The sequence below is a fragment of the Mesorhizobium sp. LSJC285A00 genome, assembly GCF_000503155.1.
Lineage (GTDB): Bacteria > Pseudomonadota > Alphaproteobacteria > Rhizobiales > Rhizobiaceae > Mesorhizobium.
The window spans coordinates 107900-129129 of record NZ_AYVK01000006.1; the positions used below are offsets into that span (position 1 = coordinate 107900).

Below are 21230 nucleotides of genomic sequence, written 5' to 3' on the forward strand. Positions count from 1 at the left end.
CTGGCGGGGCGGCATGGCGCCGCCCCGCCAATCGCTTTTAGGCGACGGAAAGACCGGGAGGATCGGATGACTGCGGGAACGGCCAGGAGCGGAGCGCCACCGCGCTTCAGTGCGGTGCTTTCGAAGATTTGCGACGGTGCGCTCTATCTCGCGGGCATCGGGATGGTCGCCATGACCGCGCTTGTTGCCTACCAGGTGTTTTCCCGCTTCGTGCTCAACGCGTCACCGAGCTGGACCGAAGTCACCGCCATCATGCTGATGAACTGGTTCATTTTCCTGGGCGCTGCCGTCGGCGTGCGCGAGAATTACCATATGGGCTTCGACGTGCTGCTCTATATCCTGCCCAAGGGCAGCAAATGGGCGCTGCGCACCCTGTCCGACCTGATCGCGTTCGGCTTCGGCTTCGGCATGGTCTGGTACGGCTGCAAGCTGGTCGGGCTGACCTGGCACACTGTCATCCCGGCGCTCGAACTTCCCGGCGGTTTCGACTATCTGCCGCTGGTTGCCGGCGGCTTTCTGATCTGCCTGTTCTCGGCCGAACGCATCGCGCTGCGCTGGTCCGGCGCCGACATCGACAAGGATATCAATCTCGAAGAAGTGCCGGAAATGCCGGCCGTGCAGGAGGCCTAGATGGAACTCTGGATCCTGTTTGGCGTCTTCACGCTTTTGATGTTTGCCGGCACGCCGATCGCCTTTTGCCTGGGTGCGGCGTCCTTCGCCACCGTGCTTTATCTCGGCCTGCCGCCCCTGGTGGTGTTCCAGCAATTGAAGTCGGGCATGTCGGCGTTCTCGCTGATGGCGATCCCGTTCTTCATCTTTGCCGGCGACCTGATGGTGCGCGGCGGCATCGCGCAGCGCATCGTTTCCTTTGCCGGCTCGCTGGTCGGTCATGTCCGCGGTGGGCTCGGTCAGGTCAACATCATCGCCGCGACGTTGTTCGGCGGCATTTCCGGCTCGGCGGTGGCGGAAGCCGCTGCCGTCGGCGGGCTGATGATCCCGCAGATGAAAGCGCGCGGCTACGGCGCCGACTATGCCGTCAACGTCACCTCGATGGCGGCGCTGATCGCGCTGCTTCTGCCGCCGTCGCAGAACATGATCATCTATTCGATCGCCGGCGGCGGCAAGATTTCGATCGCCGACCTGTTCACCGCCGGTATCCTGCCTGGTCTGCTGTTCGCCGCTTCGCTGATGGTCACCGCCTATTTTGTCGCCCGCAGCCGCGGCTACCCGGTCGAAGCCTTTCCCGGCTTCTCGCGTGTCGGCCAGCTGGCGGTCATCGCCATCCCCGGACTTCTGCTCATCGGGATCATCTTCGGCGGCGTTCGCTCGGGCGTTTTCACGGCGACGGAAAGCTCCTGCATCGCCATCATCTACGCCTTGCTGGTCACCGTCTTCGTCTACCGGTCGATGGCCTGGGGCGATTTCGTCCATGCCACAAAGGGCGCGGTGCGGACGACCTCGATGGTGCTGCTGATCATCGGCACGGCGGCCTCGTTCAGCTGGCTGATGGCCTATCTCAAAGTGCCGGTGCTGCTGATCGCAGGCATGAACGCCATCTCCACCGATCCGCTGGTGGTGCTGCTTCTGCTCAACGTCTTGATGCTGCTGCTCGGCACCTTCATGGACATGGGGCCGATGATCATCATCTGCACGCCGATCTTCCTGCCGCTGGTCACCCATTACGGCGTCGACCCCGTGCATTTCGGCGTCATCACCATCCTCAATCTCGGCATTGGGCTCAACACGCCACCGGTCGGCACGGTGCAGTTCGTCGCCTGTGCCGTCGGCAAGATTACGGTCTGGGAAGCGATGCGCTCGATCTGGCCGTTCTATGGCGCGGGCATCGTGGTCCTGGGGCTGGTCACCTATATTCCGGCGATTTCGCTCTGGTTGCCGAGCGTGTTCAAATAGGGCGTCTTCAAACAGACGTCTTCAAACAGGGGTGCGATATGGCATCGGATAGCGCTGTTGATCTCAGGGTCGAGAGAAAACCCAAACTGTCGGAGACCGTCGTCGCTGCGATCCGCAAGCAGCTGCAGGCGGGCGAGATCCTGCCCGGCTACAAATTGCCGACCGAGGGCCAGCTGACCGAGACCTTCGGCGTCAGCCGCACCGTCATCCGCGAAGCGCTGGCCAAGCTCGCCGCCGACGGGCTGGTCGAGGCGCGCCAGGGCGCAGGCGTGTTCGTCACCGAGCACATCTCAACGATGTTCGGCGCGCTCGCCGCCGACATGGGCAGCAAGGATTCCATCGCGCTCAATGTGCTCGAAGTGCGCCTGGCCGTCGAAATCGAATCGGCCGGGCTCGCCGCCATTCGCCGCAACGCCGCGCAGGAAGCAGCGATCCAGGAAGCGTTCTTCGAATTCGAACGGCTGCTTCTCAACAGCGAGCCGACCGGTCCGGCCGATCTCGCCTTCCACCGGGCAATCGCCAGCGCCACCAACAACCCGTTCTATGTCGAGATGCTCGATGTGCTCGGACGCCGCGCCATTCCCTGCGACGTGACCTCGCCCTGGTCGACGGAACTTGTGCAATCCGACAGCTATCAGCGCGGGCTGCAGCGCGAGCATCTGGTGATCCTGAATGCGATCACCTCGGGCGACGCCGAAGCTGCGCGCGAGGCGATGCGCGCTCATCTCACCGCCAGCCAAGAGCGCTACCGCGAGCGGCTGCACGCCCGCCAGGTCTACTACGCCGACTCGGTCAAGGCGTCGGCAACCAAATAGCCATTCATTCAGCTGGAGCAGCAATGACTCAAAGTCACCCGCATACCGATTTCACCTCGCGTTTCGCCATCGACCCGGTCGCCGCGGCTTCCATGGGCACCGACGAACTGCGGCACAACTTCCATATTGACGACCTGTTCCAGCCGGGACGCGTCAGCCTGACCTATGCCCATTATGACCGCATGATCGTCGGCGGCGCCGTGCCGGAAGGGACAGCGCTGCCGCTGGAAGCGATCAAGCCGACGGGGACCAAGAATTTTCTCGACCGCCGCGAACTGATCATCGTCAATATCGGCGGCGCCGGCTCGGTGACGGCAAATGGCGAGACCCACCAGTTGCAGGCGCGCGACATGCTCTATCTCGGCATGGGCAGCACCGACGTTTCGTTCGCATCGGCCGAAGAGGGCGCACTGGCCAAGTTCTATCTGCTCAGCGCGCCTGCGCATCACACCCATCCCAACCGGCTGATCCGCATTGGCGATGCCAAGCGCCTCGATCTCGGCAGCAAGGAAACCTGCAACGAACGCTCGATCTTCCAGTTCATTCATGCTGATGGCGTCAAGACCTGCCAGCTGGTGGTCGGCATGACGCAGCTGGCGCCGGGCTCGGTGTGGAACACCATGCCTTGCCATGTGCATGACCGGCGCATGGAGGCCTATCTCTATTTCGACCTGCCGGAGACGGCGCGCGTCTTCCATTTCATGGGCGAGCCGGACGAAACGCGGCATCTGGTGATGGCCAACGAGGAGGCGGTGCTGTCGCCGGGCTGGTCGATCCATTCGGGGGCCGGCACCTCGAACTATGCCTTCATCTGGGCGATGGCCGGCGACAATGTCGACTACACCGATGTCGATCCGGTGCCGCTGGGTGAATTGCGTTGAGCGGCCCTTCCTCCTTCAGCCTGGCCGGCAAGCGTATCCTGGTCACCGGCGCGAACACCGGCATCGGCCAGGGCATCGCGGTCTCGATCGCGCGCGCCGGCGGCACCGTCATAGGTGTCGGCCGCTCGGCGATGGACGACACGGAAAGACAAGTCGCGGAAGCCGGCGGCCAGTTCGAGACTGTGCGGTGCGATCTCGCCGATCATGTTGCCGCCAAGGCCATGCTCGACCAGGTGTGGGAGAAGACCGGCCCGATCGACGGGCTNTCGACGTCAATCTGAAGACGCTGTTCTTTCTCAGCCAGGGTTTTGCCAGGCGCGTGCTGACCGACCCGAGGCGGCGCGGCAAGATCGTCAACATCGCCTCGGTGCTGAGTTTCCAGGGCGGCATCCGCGTCGCGTCCTATACCGCGTCGAAACATGGCGCGCTCGGCATAACCCGGCTGCTGGCCTGCGAATGGGCGGCAAAAGGCATCAACGTCAACGCCATTGCGCCCGGCTATATCGAAACCAACAACACCGAGGCGTTGCGCGCCGATCCCGACCGCAGTGCTGCCATCCTGGCGCGCATTCCGGCGGGACGTTGGGGCGGGCCGGAAGACATAGGCGATGCCGCCGTGTTCCTGCTGGCGCCAGCGTCCGACTATATGCATGGCGCGGTGGTTCCCGTGGACGGCGGCTGGCTGGCGCGATGAGGAGATGGTCATGATTGAAGCCAAGATTTTCGCACAGCCCGGCGAGAGCGCCTGGACGCCGACGCCGGACGGCAACAGGCGGCGCGTTCTCCTGCACACCGACGAACTGATGATGGTCGAGTTCGGTTTCGACAAGGGCGGCGTCGGCGCACTGCATTCGCACCCGCATGTCCAGGCCAGCTATGTCGCCGAAGGTCGCTTCGAGGTGACCATCGACGGCCGCACCGCGACCATCGAGACCGGCGGCAGCTTCATCGTGCCGTCCAATCTGGTGCACGGCGTCAAGGCGCTGGAGGCCGGGCGCCTGGTCGACAGCTTTACCCCGCACCGCGCCGATTTCCTGGCCTGAACCTTTTNCCCGCGCCTCCTGGGGAGGCGCGGGCTGTTGCCTGTGCGCTCGTGGCGCAGCGGTACTCGAAACATCGCCGCAGGGTTGGACGGTGCCGCAACATGGTGAAGATTGGTTTAACGATGCCAACCAGGTCGATCGCCGGTGGGGTGTTGCTGCTGCTTGTTGTGGTCACGCAGGGGCTGCGCTAATCGTTCTGTCCACGCCGCTGCTTCGGGCGGCCGATCGAAAACATCAGTGATGCAGATATCGACGACGAGCGTACCGACGCACGATCCCAAACGGCGCGTCCTCAAGGACGTGTTCGGTTTCGACGATTTCCGTCCCGGACAGGCCGCGGTGATGGAGGCACTGCTTGGCGGCCGCCACGTGCTGGCGGTCATGCCGACGGGTGCGGGCAAATCGCTGTGCTATCAGGTTCCGGCGCTGGTCAAGGGCGGGCTGACCATTGTCGTTTCGCCGCTGGTGGCGCTGATGCAGGATCAGGTCGCCGCACTGCGCCTCGCCGGCGTCGCCGCCGATACGATCAATTCCTCGATCGACCGTGATGCCAATGTCGCGGCATGGCGCCGCGTCGCGTCGGGCCAGACGCGGCTGCTCTACCTCGCGCCGGAACGGCTGATGACCGAGCGGATGCTGGATGCGCTTGCCAGGCTCGATGTCAGCCTGATCGCCATCGACGAGGCGCATTGCATTTCGCAGTGGGGGCCGGCGTTCCGGCGCGAATATGAAGACCTTTCGCAACTGCGTGGCATCTTTCCCGACGTACCGATCATTGCGGTGACGGCGACGGCGGACGAGACGACGCGGGCAGACATCGAGAGACGGCTGTTTGGCGGGCGTGTCGAAACGCAGGTGCTTGGCTTCGACCGGCCCAACATCAAGCTTGCCATCGAGCCCAAGCAGGACAGCAAGCGGCAGTTGCTCAATTTCATCGGGCGCCATCAGGGACGCAGCGGCATCGTTTATTGCCTGTCGCGCAAGAAGACCGAAGAGATGGCGGCATTCCTCGAAAAGAACGGCGTGACCGCGCTCGCCTATCACGCCGGGCTGAGCAAGGAGGCGCGTGATGCCAACCAGAACGCCTTCATGACGCTGTCGGGCGTCGTCATGGTGGCGACCATCGCCTTCGGCATGGGGATCGACAAGCCTGATGTCGCCTATGTCTTCCACACCGACCTGCCGGGCAGCCTCGAAGCCTATTACCAGGAAATCGGCCGCGCCGGTCGCGACGGCCGGGCGGCGGAGGCGCATATGCTTTACGGCCTTGGCGACATCCGCATGCGCCGCATGTTCATCGACGACGAGGACGCCGCTGTCGAACACAAGCGCCGCTCGCATGGCCGGCTCGATACGCTGATCGGCTATTGCGAGACGGCCGAGTGCCGCCGCCAGGTGCTGCTCGGTTATTTCGGTGAAGAGGCGGTCCCTTGCGGCAATTGCGACAATTGCCTGGAACAGGCGCCGCGCGCCGACGGCACCGCCGAGGCGCGCCTCATCCTGGCGGCGGTGGCGCAGAGCGGCGAGCGCTTCGGCGCCGGCCATGTCATCGACATCCTGATCGGCCACGAGACTGAAAAGATCGCGGCAAGGGGGCATCACAGGCTGGCAGCCTTCGGCAATGNATGATTCGCCAGCTGGTCGCGAACGGTTTCCTGATGCCGGACCCGGCCGGCCATGGCGGGTTGGCCATCGCGGACAAGGGCCACGCACTCGGCCGGGGCGAGGTGCCGTTCCAGTATCGGGTCGAGATGCGCACGCGCGCCGCGCGCCGCGCGGCTCGCGCCGGGCAGAGCCCTCAGAGCGAAAATGCCGATGCGTCGCTGCTCGCGGCGCTCAAGACGGTGCGGCTGCGGCTGGCCAAGGAACGCCAGGTGCCGGCCTATGTGGTGTTTTCGGATCGTACACTGATCGACATGGCCGAGCGTCGTCCGCAAGACCTCGACGATTTCGCCGAAGTGAATGGCGTCGGTGCGGCCAAGCTCAAGGAGTTCGGCAAGGTTTTTCTGAGCGCCATTGCCGCGCACTTTTCCGAGGCGTCAGGCTGAGAGGCTTTTGCTGGACCAAAGCCCGATCGGCTTCAGTACGCCTTCAACTTCCCGCCCGCTTATCCTTTCATTTGGGCGCTACCCTGCCGTAGGGGAATGGCCTTCCAAATTGTATGGAACCGTGACGACAACACACATTCCTGAATCTATGCGGTCGATTCTTCGGATGTAGCCGTGACTATGGAAACCCGCTGTTGCGCGCGGATGGCGGTTTTCTCGGCCTTGGAGACGCTACGTCGGCAGCCGCTATCCGCTGACCCGAATGGTATGATTCAGACCATCTTTGTTGTTGAAAACCCGCTTTCGACGGGAGTATAAAACTCGAGGTTACCATTGCTTTTCGTATAGAGGCTGTGGTGGAAACGTGGGTCCAATCCGCAAAGCATTGCCTTGCGTGGAAGTGGTCGAAGCCGGCGGCGGATGGTCCGTTCCTGTGGCCAAGGAAGACCAGGAAATTACCCGATCATTCGTGATTGAACCGTTTGCGCTGTCCTATGCTGAGGGCCAGCGGATACGCCTGCATCTCGACAAGTTCGTTCGTCTGTAGAGAGGCTAAGCCCGATGAAAGACCGGTGGGAACCTGACCACCAGTTCATTGAAAGCGCCCGCCGTAGCCAGCTCCGAGCGGAGAGCCAACTGGACTCCCTGCAATCGACCATCGCCGAAACGCGACGCGTCCTAGAGGCTTCACGGAAGCTCTTGGAAAAGATAGGGAATGGCCGGTGCAGGTTGGGCATGCTTGTGGGGCTTCACCGCACCGGCCACTGCGGGAAGATATGAGGCCCCCCGCGCCGCCTAAGATATAGGCATATTAGCAATCGCGCAATTAACCCTATTGCGCTACCCAGCCGTAGAGGCAAGGAAATCGGAGAAGTTGGTGCCGGTTAACCGCCAGCACGCGAGCAAGTCATTCTGAAAGCATGAAAAACGCGATTTTGCTCGTGCCAATTGAGCGTCTGAAATCTAGTTCCTCCTGCCGATTATCCCTAAGTTAACTGGAATACTTATATCCCCGAAGGGTTGCGAATCAGTCGATTGTCAAGCGCATGCCATGGAGCAAGCAAGGGATCGATTTGAGCAGAAGGGCCGCAGCGGTCGAAGCGCGCTGGGAAATCCGAGCGGCTTCGGCAATTGTCCGCTCTGGCTCGCCCGCTACAACTCGACTCGCGCAGTGTGGACGGAATCACCGGCCATGTGGACGAGAACAATCTGGCGATGTCGTTCACCGAGTTTCGTTCGCGCTACAGCCTCTAAGGGCAAGGTAATCAAGGCGCTCGGATCGCCGCCTCAGGCGGCTTCGCGTTCGGCCTGCGCAGTCAGGTCCGGCTCCCGGCGGCTGTACTGCCGCGGCGAACAGCCCATGACGCGCTTGAATGCCGTGCTGAAGGCGCTTTCGGATTCGTAGCCGAGCGCCAGCGCGATGACGGAAACCGGATCGCCGGAATGCATCAGCCTGTCGCCGGCCAGCATCATGCGCCAGCGCGTCAGATAATCCAGGGGTGAGGCCCCGACCGTCTGCTTGAAGCGCAGGGCAAAGGTCGACCGTGACATGCCGGCGCGCTCCGCCAGTTTTTGCAGCGTCCAGCCATGCGCCGGGTCCTCGTGCATGGCGCCGATCGCCGCGCCGATCTGCCTGTCGGTGAGTGCGAACAGCCAGCCGACATTGCCTTGCGCGGTCATATGCAGGCGCAAGGCCTCGATCAGGATCATGTGGGCGAGGTGCTCGACGATGAGAAAGCCGCCGGGACGCCGCTGGCGCAATTCCTGCATCATCCGCTCCACCGGCCAGCGAAGCGCCGAATGGTCGCTCTCGCCGCGGATGTGGACGATGGGCGGCAGCATCCGCAAGAGGATGCCGGCATGGTCGCCGGACAGCGTGAAGCGACTGCTGACCAGGAGGAAATCGCCGCCGCCATTATGGACGGTGATGCCGCCGGTCCGCGCCGGTGAAAAGATCGTTCGCGCATCGACCGTCGGCAGGCCGAGATCGCTGGCAAGGCGGAAAGGCCGGCCGCGCGGCAACAGGAAGCAGTCGCCCACGTCCAGCCGCACCGCGTCAGGGACGCCCTCGACCGACAGCCAGCATCGGCCGGACACCACGGCGCCGCATTTAATGGCGGCCTGCTGGTCAGGAAACTGGATCGCCCAGTCGCCACCGGTTTCCAGCCCAGCCGACAGGTAATTGCGCGGCTTCAGTAGCGACAGCACGTCTGACAGCGGATCCATGAGCGTTCTCGGACGATTGCGAAGATATCTCGGATTTTACAGTATAGATCGTATGATCTCAAACTTCTATCTCCTTCGCAACGGGCTGGCTGTACGGCGTTCGACAAAAACCAAGGAGAAATCATCATGCGTGTGTTCGTTACCGGGGCTACCGGTTTTGTCGGTTCGGCTGTTGTGAGGGAATTGGTCGGGGCGGGCCATCAGGTGCTTGGCCTCGCGCGGTCGGAAGCAGGTGCGGAGTCGATCGTGGCCGCGGGTGCCGAGGCGCATCGCGGCGATATCGAGGATTTCGACAGCCTGCGCAGCGGCGCTGCCCAATCGGATGGCGTCATCCACACGGCCTTCAACCACGACTTTTCGAGATTCGCCGCCAGTTGCGCAGTTGACCAGCGCGCCATCGAAACGCTCGGCGCGGCGCTCGAGGGTTCCGAGCGGCCGCTGCTTGTCACCTCCGGCCTCGCCGGTTTTGCGCAGGGAAGGCCGGCAACCGAAGACGACAAACCCGCGCCTCCATCGGCCGCCATGCCGCGCGCTTCGGAAGCAACGGCCGTGGCGCTCGCAGCGCGCGGGGTGCGCGCATCGACGGTGCGGCTGGCGCCGACCGTCCATGGCGAGGGCGATCACGGTTTCGTGCCGATGCTGATTGCCATTGCGCGTGAAAAGGGCGTCTCGGCCTATGTCGGCGACGGCGCAAATTGCTGGGCGGCGGTGCACCGGTTCGACGCCGCCACCCTGTACAGGCTGGCGCTGGAGAAGGGGGCGGGCGGCGTCAGCTATCATGCGGTTGCCGAACAGGGCGTGGCGAGCAAAGAGATCGCCGAGATCATCGGCCGCCGGCTCGGCCTGCCGGTCGTTTCCATAGGCCCCGAGGACGCGGCTGCGCATTTCGGCTTTCTCGGGCATTTCATCGGCAGGGACTTGTCGGCGTCAAGTGAGCAGACCCGCACTGCGCTGGGATGGCAGCCGACCGGGCCGGGGCTCATCGCCGATCTCGATCGTGCCCGCTATTTCGAGGCCTGATCAGGCCGGCCAGTCGCGTTGCATTGCACGACCGACAGCCTGGCGATCAGCGGCAGTGCCAGCAAAACGGCCAGACGCAGCCCGCCGAGCGGGCAGCACCGTCGTGCTGCTGGAACCGCCGCCACATCTGTATGGCGGCAAGCAGAACGAACACGGCGTAGGCCGCCCGCAGCCCGGACGACCTGCTCGCCCGTCGCCGGAAAGCCGGCGAAGGCATGGCCTCGTCATGGCAGACCTACCTTGTTACGGGGATGCGCGCGCGATTCCCGCGCCTAGTTAGAGATCGCCCTTCCTCACCTTGCCGTAAACGATATTCCGGTTCGAGCCATAGTAGACTTTCGCGTCGAAAGGACTCCCGCCGAGGGCGGCATTGATGATGTCCCACATATCGTCGGCCGAACGTAGGATGAGCGGCCAATCCATGAAAGTCTCCATGTAACCATCCGTCGTTATCTCGTCGCTGAAATTGGCAAACAGGAATTCGCCACCGGGCTTGACGAGTTCCATGGCTCTTTGAAGCAGGCGGACGCCGATGGCACGCGGCAGGTAATCGTAAAGCCCCGATGCGTAGACGAGATCGAATGTGCCAAGGGCGTAGGCGCGGCGCAGGATGCCGCGTACGGAACCCTGGACTGCCTCGACTGCCGTGCCGGCAAAGTCGTGGTTCACCGTGGCTACGCTGACGGGGTCCTGATCCAGGCCGATCCAACGTTGCAGTTTATGCCTGGCCAACGCATCGGAGCGTTCGGCTTCCCTGAGGTGGCCGCAGGCAATCGCCAGCACCTCAGCCTTTTCCACACTGCTGGCCGTCTCGTCCACGGTCCTGGCCAGAATATCCCGCCGCTCGCGCCCCGCCACCGAACTGGCAGCTTCACTGGTGTACGCATAAATTTGCCGACCAAGTAAGGTCGACGAGGCCACGATCTCGTCGGCGATCGGATGCTTGTAGTAAATATCCAGCAGGCCTGCATCGCCTGAATACCCGCGCGGTTTTTCGACCGACCACCGCGTGAACGGGTCTTGGAGCAAATATTCCGCGACCCGATGCTGCTGAGCCAAAGGAACGAGTTTCTGCCAGACCGCGGGAGCAACCTGCCGGCGGAGCTTGTGGAGTCGCCCCGCCAAACGATGGACGACGGGGGCGGCCGGTTTGTTTCGCGCAAAGGCTTGATGAGCAAGGTCCAGTATCAGGGCGAGCTGGGCCGTGCTGTCCCTCAACTCGTCGGAGTCAGCCGCCTCTTCGGAGGTCGCAACATGTTTCTTCATCAGCCTGGTGGTGACCAGGCTGTATTGGTCGAGCTGCAGTTTTGGCTTGATAGGCATGCCGTTTACTCTCCGGTTTACCGCCCCGGTCCCCGGCCAGCAGCATAGGTGCGCCGCCAACCAATGCTAACAATTTTAATAAAATTTTAGTAAAATTTTAATCAACGGAACGGCCATCAATCCTGCAAACTGGCTAAATCCGAACCGCCCGTTTACCCTCGGTTAGCGACATCTGACTTTTCTTGCGGACAGGGACGTCTTCATTCCCCAACCGCAGGCGACGTCGGCTGTTGCATTCGCTACTGCAGATCGCGGAGGAGCGTTGCGATGCAACTGAGCGAGGACGTTGCCCAGAAGGTGGCGGCAGCGATTGGACGTCCGCGGTGGCATTCCGCCGATCCGGAACTCCTGACACTGTTCCTGCAGAAGGATGCCGATGAGAATCGCAGCCTTGTGCGATGGGGTATTGCGGCTGCTGTATTCAGCTATGTGGCCTATGGCCTTTTCGATTGGTTTCTCTTTCCGGATGTCGCCGGCCGGCTTGTTTTGACGCGCGTTACGCTAGGGATCACTTCCCTGGCGCTTGTCGAATTTGTCGCCCGACGGGGCTTTGCCCTTGCCACCTTGCACCTTGTAGCAGCGCTGGCGATTGTCTCCGGTGCCCTTGGGTGGCTCGTCTCCGCTGTTGGAACAGAGCATCAGGATGCCCTCTCCCATTTCATGGTTTTTGGCACAGTGTTCATCCTGGGTGCGAATCTGTTCTTCAACTTCCGTTTTTGGCTTTCAGCCCTTGCCTCCGCGACGGTCGCCGCAAGCTTTGTGTACGCCGCGATGTTCTCCCTTCAGGCCGACATCGCCGGCCGCATCGTGCTGTCGGCCTATTTCGTGAACTGCCTCGTCTTGTCGCTTTATCTTTCGTGGCGGCTGAGCCTGGAGCGGTACCAGACTTTCCTGCACGCGCTTCGGGCGCAGTTCCAGGAGCAGGCTGCTATCAAGAAGGGGCAAAAGCTAACCGAAATCGCCGACACCGATCCGCTCACGGGAATGAAGAACCGCAGGGCGATCATTCGAGAATTCTCGGAGCTGCGCGAAGACTGGGCCGCGGACGACGACGAGATAGGGCTCATTCTGATCGACGTCGACTACTTCAAAAGGTTCAATGACGGACTTGGTCATCAGGCCGGCGACGATTGCCTGATCAAACTCGCCCATGTCCTCTCCGAGATGGCGGCTGCCAACAACGCCATCGCGGCCCGCTATGGCGGAGAAGAATTCGTCATTCTCTGCAAGGTCACCGGGCGGGCTCACCTTCATGAGATAACGAAGAAATTCTGTCGCGCTGTAGAGGATTTGGATATCTATCACCCTGACCGGGGCGACAAGCTCAACATCGTCACGATCAGTGCCGGAGCGTCGTTGACGCGCGCCGATCAGAGCATAGAGCTTAGAATCCTGCTGCAGGAAGCTGACCGCGCACTCTACGCGTCCAAGTTTGCCGGTCGGGCTACGTTCACGATTTACGACCCACACGCCACCAGCCAGGATCGCTCGGGCGAAAATCTTTCAGAACTGCTGAAGGTGGCAGTTTCCAACCAGCTCGTTTCTGTCGCCTACCAGCCAATTCGCGAGCTGGCGTCGGGACGCGTGCTGGGCCACGAGAGTCTGATGCGGGTATGCGACTTCGACGGCACCATGATCAGTCCGTCCGTATTCATACCCGTTGCCGAGCAGACCGGAGCGATCGTGGAACTGGGTACGTGGCTGATCGATCGAGCCTGCGGTGACATGACGGAATACGGATTGGGCTCGGTCGTGACGGTGAACGTCTCCGTTCTTTAGCTCAAGGCTCCCAACTTTTCGCTCCGGATCACCGAAATCCTTGGCAGGCACGGTCTTGCGCCCCAGAAACTGGCCATCGAAATCACCGAAGGCAGTGACATCTTTCTGGAGGCGCAAGCGGTAAGAAACGTGGAGCGGTTGCGAAAACTCGGCGTTCAGATCTGGCTGGACGACTTCGGAACGGGATTTGCCGGCTTGACATGGCTCCGCCGCTTCAAATTCGACGTGGTCAAGATTGATCGCAGCTTCCTCCACGATTGCCAGACGTCTCGTGGCTTGAGCCTGTTGCGGGACATGGTCGGGCTGCTTCGCAATCTCGGCCATGTCGTGCTCGCCGAGGGCGTCGAAACGGAGGAGCAGTACATATTGCTGCAGCGCCTGGGGGTAAATTTGATGCAGGGCTTCCTCACCGGGCATCCCGTGCCGATCGAAGAGGTAAACCAGATCAGGCAAGGCCTCGTTGCCTAGCGGGAGCCTCTACGCTGAAGCTTCGGAGGGCATCCTGCTTCATTCCGGTCCCCCTACGCTACTTCGTAGCTTCGGGCGACACTCCTACGCCCAGATGCGGTTCCGGGTGGCCTGCCACCCGAAGCCCGCAGGGCGTAGGGTGGCGGAGAGGGAGGGATTCGAACCCCCGATGGGCTTGCACCCATGCCGCATTTCGAGTGCGGTGCATTCGACCACTCTGCCACCTCTCCGCGGTCATGGTCGGCCGTTGCCGGCGCGGCGCACTAGATAACGGCTGGGCGGGCAGGTTACAAGGCCAAATCCGCGGGGGAATTCAGCTTCCTGTGCGGGCTCTGCCGGGAGGGCTGCGTTGCGGCCACGTCGGCAGATGGGGCCAACCGGTCCTCGACTGGAGAGATCGGGGGCGGCAAGGAGGCGGCGTGGCCAAGGATTCCGCCCGTTTGCCTTGACTCGTACCGAACCTTCGGTTAGGGGAAGCGCGCAATCGGCGTGGAGGGTTCTTCCACGCCGCTTGTTTTTCGAACCCGCAGACTGACAAAAAGACGGCCGAACCGCGTGACGCGGCTCATCGAGGCCGACCGAACAGCGAAAGGCAAAAAATGTTCGCAGTCATTAAAACGGGCGGTAAGCAGTATCGCGTTGCCGCCAACGATCTCCTGAAGATCGAGAAGCTCGAAGCCAATGTCGGCGATATCGTCGAAATCGGCAGCGTCCTCGCCCATGGCGAAGGCGAAAATGTCACCTTCGGCGCCCCGTTCGTCGATGGCGCTCTGGTCACGGCGGAAGTCGTCGAGCAGGGCAAGAACCGCACCGTCATCGCTTTCAAGAAGCGCCGCCGGCAGAATTCGCGCCGCAAGATCGGCCATCGCCAGCTTCTGACCACCGTGCGGATCGCCGAGATCCTGCTGGGTGGCGCCAAGCCTTCCAAGAAGGCCTCAGCCAAGGTGGAAGTCAAGGCTGACGTAGCGCCCGAGGCGAAGGCCGAGGCCGCGCCGAAGGAAGCCAAGGCGAAGAAGGAAGCCAAAGCCGAGGCTGCTCCGAAGGATGAAGCCAAGACGGAGACCGCCGTCGCCGCGCCGCTGTTCAAGGCGCCGAAGGGCGAGCCGGACGATTTGGCCGTGATCAAGGGCATCGGCCCGGTTGCCGCCGGCCAGCTGCACGAGCAGGGCATCACCACCTTCGCCCAGCTTGCCAAGCTGTCGGACAAGGACGTGGCCAAGATCGACGCGCACATGCCCTTCAGCACCGACCAGATCAACGACTGGCGCGAGCAGGCCAAGGAACTGGCGAAGAAGTAAAACGAACCGGCGACAAGGTCGCCGGATCGGACTTGAAACGGAACGCGAACGCGTTCATAAGACCATTCAAGCGCCCCAGGGCGCATCGGAGTTAGTTAGATGGCACACAAGAAAGCTGGCGGCTCGTCGCGCAACGGTCGCGACTCGCATTCCAAGCGTCTGGGCGTGAAGAAGTTCGGCGGCGAAGCCGTCATCCCGGGCAACATCATCATCCGTCAACGCGGCACCACCTGGCATCCCGGCGTCAATGTCGGCATGGGCACGGACCACACCCTTTTTGCGCTCGAGACCGGCGCAGTCACCTTCAACAAAAAAGCCAACGGCCGAACCTACGTATCGGTCAACCCGATTACCAAAGCCGCGGAGTAGCCGGTTCCGCACTATAAAACCGGCGCCCATCTCGGGAACCGGTGTCTGGCCAAACCAGTGAATGGAGCCAGGAAAAGGATCAGGGGAGATGGGTTTTCCATCTCCCCTTTTTTCTTGCCTGGAGGACGTCGAATGGTTGCCGAAGCGGAAGACACCGAAGACGAAAGTTACGCGATAGATTGCCCGGTGCTGGCCACGGAGCGGCTGGTGATGCGCGCCCCGTGTGAAGCCGACATCGCGCAACTGGTCGAGCTTGCCGACAACCGTCACGTCGCCGAGATGCTGGCCCGCATGCCGCACCCCTATGGCGAGGCCGAGGCACGCGCCTTCCTGGCTATGACCCGGTCGCGCCGGGCCGGCATCGCCTACGCCCTGACGCTCGCCGGCACCGACATTTTCGTCGGCTGCGCCGGCCTCAACATGACCGATCGCGGGCTGGAACTCGGCTACTGGATCGGCGAGCCCTATTGGAAGCGCGGCTATGCGACGGAGGCCGCGCACGCGTTGGTCGACCTTCCCTTCCAACGGACGTCGATCCACGTGCTGCAGGCTTCGACGCGGGTGATCAATCCGGCCTCGCGCCGGGTCATCCACAAATGCGGCTTCCAGTATGCCGGCCAGGGCATGCTGAACTCGATCGTCGCCGGCCAGGTGCCGGTCGAGCGGTACCGGCTGGACAGAAAGACCTGGATCAGTCTTCGAAACTGGGTGCATTTCTAGGTGTTTTGATATTCAGGTGAGGCCGGCCTGCAAACGCGGGTTTTATGCGCTTCCGGTGCACGTACTTAAGTACACTCCGCTCCGGTTCTCGAAAGACAGTGTTTTCGGCTCGGCCTGACCTGAATCTCAACACCTAGGCGCGTGCCTCCAAACGACAGGTTTGGAAACGTTGGTTGTGGATCGGGCTCAACTCAGCCCATCTCGACCCAAATCGGGAGATGGTCCGAACCGACCGCTTGCGGGTCGACCCACAGGCGCTTCAGCGATCCGGCGAGCGAGGCCGAGGTAAAGATGTAGTCGATGCGCTTGTGGCGGCTTGTGTCTTCGGGTCGCGTGGGATCGACCCAGGTGACGACGTCTGGTGTGTTCAGGCGCTGGGCGACGTCGACGGCGAGATCGGCGGTCAAGGGCATGCCGAATTCATGGTCCGGGCGGCCGACGAGTTCGACATATTCGGGCGAGCCGGGCAGCATGTTGAAGTCGCCCATGACGATGAAGGCTTCGGGATAGGGCAGGTCCGGCAGGCCGATCTCGGGAATGCCGGAGAGACCGCCGCCCTCGAAGGCATAGTTCAACAGGCGCTGGCGCAGGAAACGGATCTGGCTGGCGCGCTCAACCGGACTGCGATGGTCGAGATGCGTGGAATAGAAGCGGATGAAGCCGAGCGGGGTCTCGACCAGCGCCTCGAGTGCGCCGCGCTGGAAGTTCATCGCCTCAAGGCTGCGGCTGCGCGGCAAAAGCAGATTGCGCGACAGATGGATCGGTGTCTTCGACAGCACCATGTTGCCGAGCTGGAAAGTGGTGGTGATGGCGCGGCCGGCCTCCAGGCGCGAGCCGACATTGACCTCGAAATTGCTGCCGTAGGCGGCAAAATATTCGGGCAGCGCCTCACCGATCTCGGCGACCATGTCGCGGTTGCCGTTCCTCGGATTGTTGCGGGTCACTTCCTGCAGCGCGATCACGTCGGCGCCGCGAACCGCCTCGGTGATGCGGCCGAGATCGTAGCGGCCATCCAGACCGATACCGTACTGGATGTTGTAGCTCACAACCTTCATTCCCGCGCCCCTCAAGCTCCGTCCGCGAACACTGCTACCGCGTCCCCGACAAAAGGGCATCCGGCGCTTTAGTCGCAAAACGGCCTCGCCCTTGGCCGCGCCTTGGTTTAGAGCAAGGCGCAAGATCTAGAGCAAAGCCGCAAGGCCAACAGAAACTGCGTAGTCCAATGAAATTTCTCGATCAAGCCAAGGTTTATATCCGCTCCGGCGACGGTGGCGCCGGCTCTGTGTCGTTCCGGCGCGAAAAATTCATCGAGTTCGGCGGCCCGGATGGCGGCGACGGCGGCCGCGGCGGCGATGTCTGGCTGGAAGCGGTCAACGGTCTCAACACGCTGATCGACTATCGCTATCAGCAGCATTTCAAGGCCAAGACTGGTGTCCACGGCATGGGCCGCAACATGACCGGCGCCAAGGGCGCCGATGTGACGCTCAAGGTGCCGGCCGGAACCCAGGTGTTTGCCGAGGACAATGAGACGCTGATCTGCGACCTGACCGTGGTCGGCCAGCGCTTCCTGCTGGCCAAGGGCGGCAATGGCGGTTTCGGCAACCAGCATTTCAAGACCTCGACCAACCAGGCGCCTCGCCGCGCCAATCCCGGCCAGCCCGGCGAAGAGATGAATGTCTGGCTGCGGCTGAAGCTGATTGCCGACGCCGGCCTGGTCGGGCTGCCCAATGCAGGCAAGTCGACTTTTTTGGCAACCGTCACCGCGGCCAAGCCGAAGATCGCAGACTACCCCTTCACCACGCTGCATCCCGGCCTCGGCGTTGCCCGCATCGATGCGCGCGAATTCGTCATCGCCGACATTCCGGGCCTCATCGAGGGCGCGCATGAGGGTGTCGGCATCGGCGACCGCTTCCTCGGCCATGTCGAGCGCACGCGTGTACTTCTGCACCTGGTCTCGGCGCAGGAGGAAAATCCTGGAAAGGCCTACAAGACCGTGCGCGCCGAGCTCGACGCCTATGGCAATGGGCTGATCGAGAAGGTCGAGATCGTCGCGCTCAGCCAGGTGGATATCCTTGACGCCGATGAGCGCAAGAAGAAGGTTGCGTCCCTCAAACGCGCTGCCGGCCGCGCGCCGATGCTGCTGTCGGCGGCCACCGGCGAGGGCGTCGAAGCGGTGCTGCGCGCGCTGATGGCAGTTGTCGGCGAAGCGCGCGACAGGGCTGCCGCTCCCGTCGAGACCCGCTGGGACCGATAACGATGACGGCGCGGTCGCTGACAAAATACCGGCGCATCACGGTCAAGATCGGTTCGGCCTTGCTGGTCGACCGCACCAGCGGCCTGAAGCGCGACTGGCTGGCTTCGCTTGCCGAGGATATTGCGGTGCTGGCCAATGGCGGCGCCGAGATCCTGGTCGTGTCGTCCGGCGCCATTGCGCTCGGCCGCACCATTCTCGGTCTCGGAAAACGGGCGCTGAAGCTCGAGGAGAGCCAGGCGGCGGCCGCCGTCGGGCAAATTGCGCTCGCCGGCGCATGGTCGGATGCGCTGGGCAAGGGTGCGCTGAAATCGGGCCAGATCCTGCTGACGCTCGGCGACACCGAGGAGCGCCGACGCTATCTGAATGCCCGCGCGACGATCTCGACGCTGCTCAAGATGAAGGCGGTGCCGGTCATCAATGAGAACGACACGGTAGCGACCTCCGAAATCCGCTATGGCGACAATGACCGGCTGGCGGCCCGGGTGGCGACGATGATGGGCGCCGACCTGCTTGTGCTGCTCTCCGACATTGACGGGCTCTATACGGCGCCGCCGGCGCGCGATCCCGATGCAAAATTCATTCCGGTGGTCGACCGCATCACGCCCGATATCGAGGCTATGGCCGGGGCGGCCGCATCCGAACTGTCGCGCGGCGGCATGCGCACCAAGCTCGATGCCGGCAAGATCGCCACCGCCGCCGGCACCGCCATGATCATCACCTCGGGCACCAGGCTGTCGCCACTGATGGCGATCGAGCGTGGCGAGCGCGCCACCTTCTTCAGGCCGAGCGCCAATCCGGTGAAAGGCTACAAGACCTGGATCGCCGGCCAGCTCGAACCGGCCGGGCGGCTCACCGTCGACGCCGGCGCCATCGGTGCGCTGCTGTCCGGCAAATCGCTGCTGCCGGCGGGCGTCAGGCTGGTCAGCGGCAATTTCTCGCGCGGCGACACGGTGGCGATCCTGTCGCCCGAAGGGCGCGAGATCGCGCGCGGGCTGGTTGCCTATGATGCCGCCGATGCCGTAAGGATCGCAGGCCTGAAGACCGCCGAGATCGAAACCGTGCTCGGCTACGAGGCGCGATCGGCGATGATTCACCGCGACGATCTGGTAGTGAGCGGCGCGGCCGAGTGAGGCGCGGCCCTGCGATTGACGGCGCGCTACTTGTCAGGTTCACGCGGCCATTTGGGCGGGTTGCGGTACCTCTCCTGAACGTCCCGTTGAATTTTCAGAAGCTTGCTGCAACCTCCCAACTGTCCTTCAATGATAGCCTTGGCACGTTTATCCATTTCGGCTTGGGGGAGGTCCGTCCCGTCTGCGATGAGGTCGTGCATGACTGAGTCGGCCATCATTGCGTCTGTCGCTTTTTCCTCCTCCATCTTTTTCTTGAATTCTGCTTCAAGCCTCACACGCGGCCCACATCCATGTCCCTCCTCAACTACGACGTAGATTTGGGAAAACGGCGTCGGTAGCGCGCCGCAATAGCGCTCAGCGAGTACGAGGGACATCATCGAACCTACCATGGTCATGGCCAGGCCATCGGGGCTCTCGCCGAGTTCGATCTTGTCATCGCAGTAATCGGCTGCGCGAAGGCCGGTGGGCGCCAGCATCGTGGCCAAAGCAAACAAGACTGCGGCGCTCTTCATTCTGCTCTCCCGAATTTGCGGCCATTGCCGCGAAGGCCGGCCGCGTGTAAATCCACCAGGCTTCACCGGAGCGGTCAGATGTTGAACAAACACCAAGGCGAAGATGTAGCCAGTTTGATGGCACGGATAGGCCGCAATGCGCGCGCCGCCGCCCGACCGCTGGCTATCGCCACGACCAACGCCAAGAATGCCGCACTCGTCGCCATGGCCGACGCGATCATTTCGCGTGAGCAGGACATTCTCGACGCCAACGCCATCGATGTCTCGAATGGCCACGAATCGGGATTGTCCGGCTCGTTCATGGACCGGCTGAAGCTCGATCCGGCGCGCACCCGTGCCATGGCGGATGGCATCCGTGAAATCGCCGAGCTCAGGGACCCGGTCGGCGATGTGATTGCCGCCTGGGATCGCCCCAACGGCCTGCAGATCGAGCGCGTGCGCACGCCGCTCGGCGTTGTCGGCGTCATTTATGAAAGCCGGCCGAATGTGACGGCGGATGCCGGCGCGCTCTGCCTCAAGGCCGGCAATCCGGTGATCCTGCGCGGCGGCTCGGACTCGCTCAATTCGTCCGCCGCCATTCATGCCTGCCTGGTCGAGGGGCTGAAGGCCGCCGGCCTGCCGGAAGACGCCATTCAGCTGGTGCCGACCACCGACCGCGCCGCCGTCGGCGAGATGCTGAAAGGGCTTGGCGGCAATCTCGACGTCATCATTCCGCGGGGCGGCAAGAGCCTGGTCGGGCGCGTCCAGAGCGAGGCGCGGGTGCCGGTCTTTGCCCATCTTGAAGGCATCTGCCATCTCTACATCGACCGCTCGGCCGATCTCGACATGGCGGTCAGGATCGCCGTCAACGCCAAGATGCGGCGCACCGGTGTCTGTGGCGCTGCAGAGACTTTGCTGGTCGACCGCGCGGTGGCCTCCACACATCTGGTGCCGATCCTCGACGCGCTACGCGCCGCCGGCTGCGAGATCCATGCCGATCAGGAAGTGATGAAGCTGTTCTTCGACGCCAAGCCGGCGACCGATGCCGACTGGATGACCGAATATCTCGAGGCCATCATCGCGGTAAAGCTGGTAGACGGAATTGCCGGTGCCATCGACCATATCGAGACGTTCTCCTCACACCACACCGAGGCGATCATCGCCGAGGATACCAAAGCGGTCGAGCGGTTCTTCAACGAGATCGACTCGGCGATCCTTTTGCACAATGCCTCGACGCAGTTCGCCGATGGCGGCGAATTCGGCATGGGAGCCGAGATCGGCATCGCCACCGGCAAGATGCATGCGCGCGGTCCGGTCGGCGTCGAACAGCTGACCTCGTTCAAATACCGCGTGCGCGGGTCGGGACAGGTGAGGCCTTGAGCGCTGGCCTTACCCTCCCCCTTGTGGGGAGGGTGGCGAGCGCAGCGAGCCGGGTGGGGGTACGACGCTGAATT

Annotated in this window: 17 protein-coding genes, 1 tRNA gene and 3 pseudogenes; 16 read left to right on the forward strand and 5 right to left on the reverse strand. The window is 62.8% G+C overall.

The window, feature by feature from the left end; translation table 11 throughout:
- Positions 1 to 162: 162 nt before the first annotated feature.
- The 8 genes and pseudogenes from X726_RS160690 to X726_RS160665 all read left to right on the forward strand — a co-directional run bounded on the left by X726_RS160690 (position 163) and on the right by X726_RS160665 (position 7245).
- The gene (locus tag X726_RS160690; protein ID WP_245260093.1) at positions 163 to 630 is read left to right on the forward strand and encodes a TRAP transporter small permease; all 468 of its coding nucleotides are present in this window, start codon (positions 163 to 165) and stop codon (positions 628 to 630) included.
- Positions 631 to 1911: a TRAP transporter large permease gene (locus X726_RS160685; RefSeq protein ID WP_023668679.1), complete on the forward strand. Its 1281-nt coding sequence runs from the start codon at positions 631 to 633 to the stop codon at positions 1909 to 1911. It begins immediately after the preceding gene.
- Positions 1912 to 1949: 38 nt separating this feature from the next.
- Positions 1950 to 2726: a FadR/GntR family transcriptional regulator gene (locus X726_RS160680; protein ID WP_023668680.1), complete on the forward strand. Its 777-nt coding sequence runs from the start codon at positions 1950 to 1952 to the stop codon at positions 2724 to 2726.
- A gap of 23 nt (positions 2727 to 2749) precedes the next feature.
- A complete protein-coding gene (gene kduI, locus X726_RS160675; RefSeq protein ID WP_023668681.1) occupies positions 2750 to 3607 on the forward strand; it encodes a 5-dehydro-4-deoxy-D-glucuronate isomerase in 858 nt (285 codons plus the stop codon).
- Positions 3604 to 4301: pseudogene (locus X726_RS01000000166710) on the forward strand (SDR family oxidoreductase). Before kduI ends, X726_RS01000000166710 begins: the two are co-directional and overlap by 4 nt.
- Positions 4302 to 4311: 10 nt before the next feature.
- Complete coding sequence (locus tag X726_RS160670) at positions 4312 to 4650, forward strand: cupin domain-containing protein (RefSeq protein WP_023668682.1); 339 nt, start codon at positions 4312 to 4314, stop codon at positions 4648 to 4650.
- A gap of 240 nt (positions 4651 to 4890) precedes the next feature.
- Positions 4891 to 6698: pseudogene (recQ, locus tag X726_RS01000000166715) on the forward strand (DNA helicase RecQ).
- A gap of 394 nt (positions 6699 to 7092) precedes the next feature.
- Positions 7093 to 7245 (forward strand): hypothetical protein, encoded by a 153-nt coding sequence (locus X726_RS160665; protein ID WP_023668683.1) that lies wholly within the window; start codon positions 7093 to 7095, stop codon positions 7243 to 7245.
- Between the two features lie 740 nt (positions 7246 to 7985).
- Here X726_RS160665 and X726_RS160655 read toward each other — a convergent pair.
- Complete coding sequence (locus tag X726_RS160655) at positions 7986 to 8924, reverse strand: AraC family transcriptional regulator (protein ID WP_023668685.1); 939 nt, start codon at positions 8922 to 8924, stop codon at positions 7986 to 7988.
- Between the two features lie 126 nt (positions 8925 to 9050).
- Between X726_RS160655 and X726_RS160650 the strand changes: the two genes are divergently transcribed.
- Positions 9051 to 9944 carry an SDR family oxidoreductase gene (locus X726_RS160650; RefSeq protein WP_023668686.1) on the forward strand — a complete coding sequence of 298 codons (894 nt, stop codon included), beginning with the start codon at positions 9051 to 9053 and terminating at the stop codon, positions 9942 to 9944.
- 276 nt (positions 9945 to 10220) lie between these two features.
- Here the strand turns inward: X726_RS160650 and X726_RS160645 are convergent, their stop codons facing one another.
- A complete protein-coding gene (locus X726_RS160645) occupies positions 10221 to 11267 on the reverse strand; it encodes a class I SAM-dependent methyltransferase (RefSeq protein WP_023668687.1) in 1047 nt (348 codons plus the stop codon).
- 771 nt (positions 11268 to 12038) lie between these two features.
- Between X726_RS160645 and X726_RS1000000171510 the strand changes: the two are divergent.
- Positions 12039 to 13514: pseudogene (locus tag X726_RS1000000171510) on the forward strand (GGDEF and EAL domain-containing protein).
- Between the two features lie 140 nt (positions 13515 to 13654).
- Here X726_RS1000000171510 and X726_RS160640 read toward each other — a convergent pair.
- Positions 13655 to 13744: transfer RNA gene (locus X726_RS160640), tRNA-Ser, on the reverse strand.
- 369 nt (positions 13745 to 14113) lie between these two features.
- Here X726_RS160640 and X726_RS160635 point away from each other — a divergent pair.
- The 3 genes from X726_RS160635 to X726_RS160625 all read left to right on the forward strand — a co-directional run bounded on the left by X726_RS160635 (position 14114) and on the right by X726_RS160625 (position 15901).
- Positions 14114 to 14812, forward strand: a complete 699-nt coding sequence (locus X726_RS160635; protein WP_023668688.1) for a 50S ribosomal protein L21 — start codon at positions 14114 to 14116, stop codon at positions 14810 to 14812.
- Positions 14813 to 14911: 99 nt separating this feature from the next.
- Complete coding sequence (gene rpmA / locus X726_RS160630) at positions 14912 to 15181, forward strand: 50S ribosomal protein L27 (RefSeq protein WP_015315190.1); 270 nt, start codon at positions 14912 to 14914, stop codon at positions 15179 to 15181.
- 132 nt (positions 15182 to 15313) lie between these two features.
- Complete coding sequence (locus tag X726_RS160625; protein WP_023668689.1) at positions 15314 to 15901, forward strand: GNAT family protein; 588 nt, start codon at positions 15314 to 15316, stop codon at positions 15899 to 15901.
- A 191-nt stretch (positions 15902 to 16092) separates the two neighbouring features.
- Here the strand turns inward: X726_RS160625 and X726_RS160620 are convergent, their stop codons facing one another.
- Complete coding sequence (locus X726_RS160620; RefSeq protein ID WP_023668690.1) at positions 16093 to 16956, reverse strand: endonuclease/exonuclease/phosphatase family protein; 864 nt, start codon at positions 16954 to 16956, stop codon at positions 16093 to 16095.
- 167 nt (positions 16957 to 17123) lie between these two features.
- Between X726_RS160620 and obgE the strand changes: the two genes are divergently transcribed.
- Together obgE and proB are read left to right on the forward strand one after the other, a co-directional pair.
- The gene (obgE, locus tag X726_RS160615; protein WP_023668691.1) at positions 17124 to 18155 is read left to right on the forward strand and encodes a GTPase ObgE; all 1032 of its coding nucleotides are present in this window, start codon (positions 17124 to 17126) and stop codon (positions 18153 to 18155) included.
- 2 nt (positions 18156 to 18157) lie between these two features.
- Complete coding sequence (gene proB, locus X726_RS160610; RefSeq protein WP_023668692.1) at positions 18158 to 19285, forward strand: glutamate 5-kinase; 1128 nt, start codon at positions 18158 to 18160, stop codon at positions 19283 to 19285.
- A gap of 26 nt (positions 19286 to 19311) precedes the next feature.
- On the opposite strand, the gene X726_RS160605 is transcribed toward proB, so the two are convergent.
- The gene (locus X726_RS160605) at positions 19312 to 19797 is read right to left on the reverse strand and encodes a hypothetical protein (protein WP_023668693.1); all 486 of its coding nucleotides are present in this window, start codon (positions 19795 to 19797) and stop codon (positions 19312 to 19314) included.
- A 78-nt stretch (positions 19798 to 19875) separates the two neighbouring features.
- Between X726_RS160605 and X726_RS160600 the strand changes: the two genes are divergently transcribed.
- Positions 19876 to 21156, forward strand: a complete 1281-nt coding sequence (locus X726_RS160600) for a glutamate-5-semialdehyde dehydrogenase (RefSeq protein ID WP_023668694.1) — start codon at positions 19876 to 19878, stop codon at positions 21154 to 21156.
- Positions 21157 to 21230 lie beyond the last annotated feature (74 nt).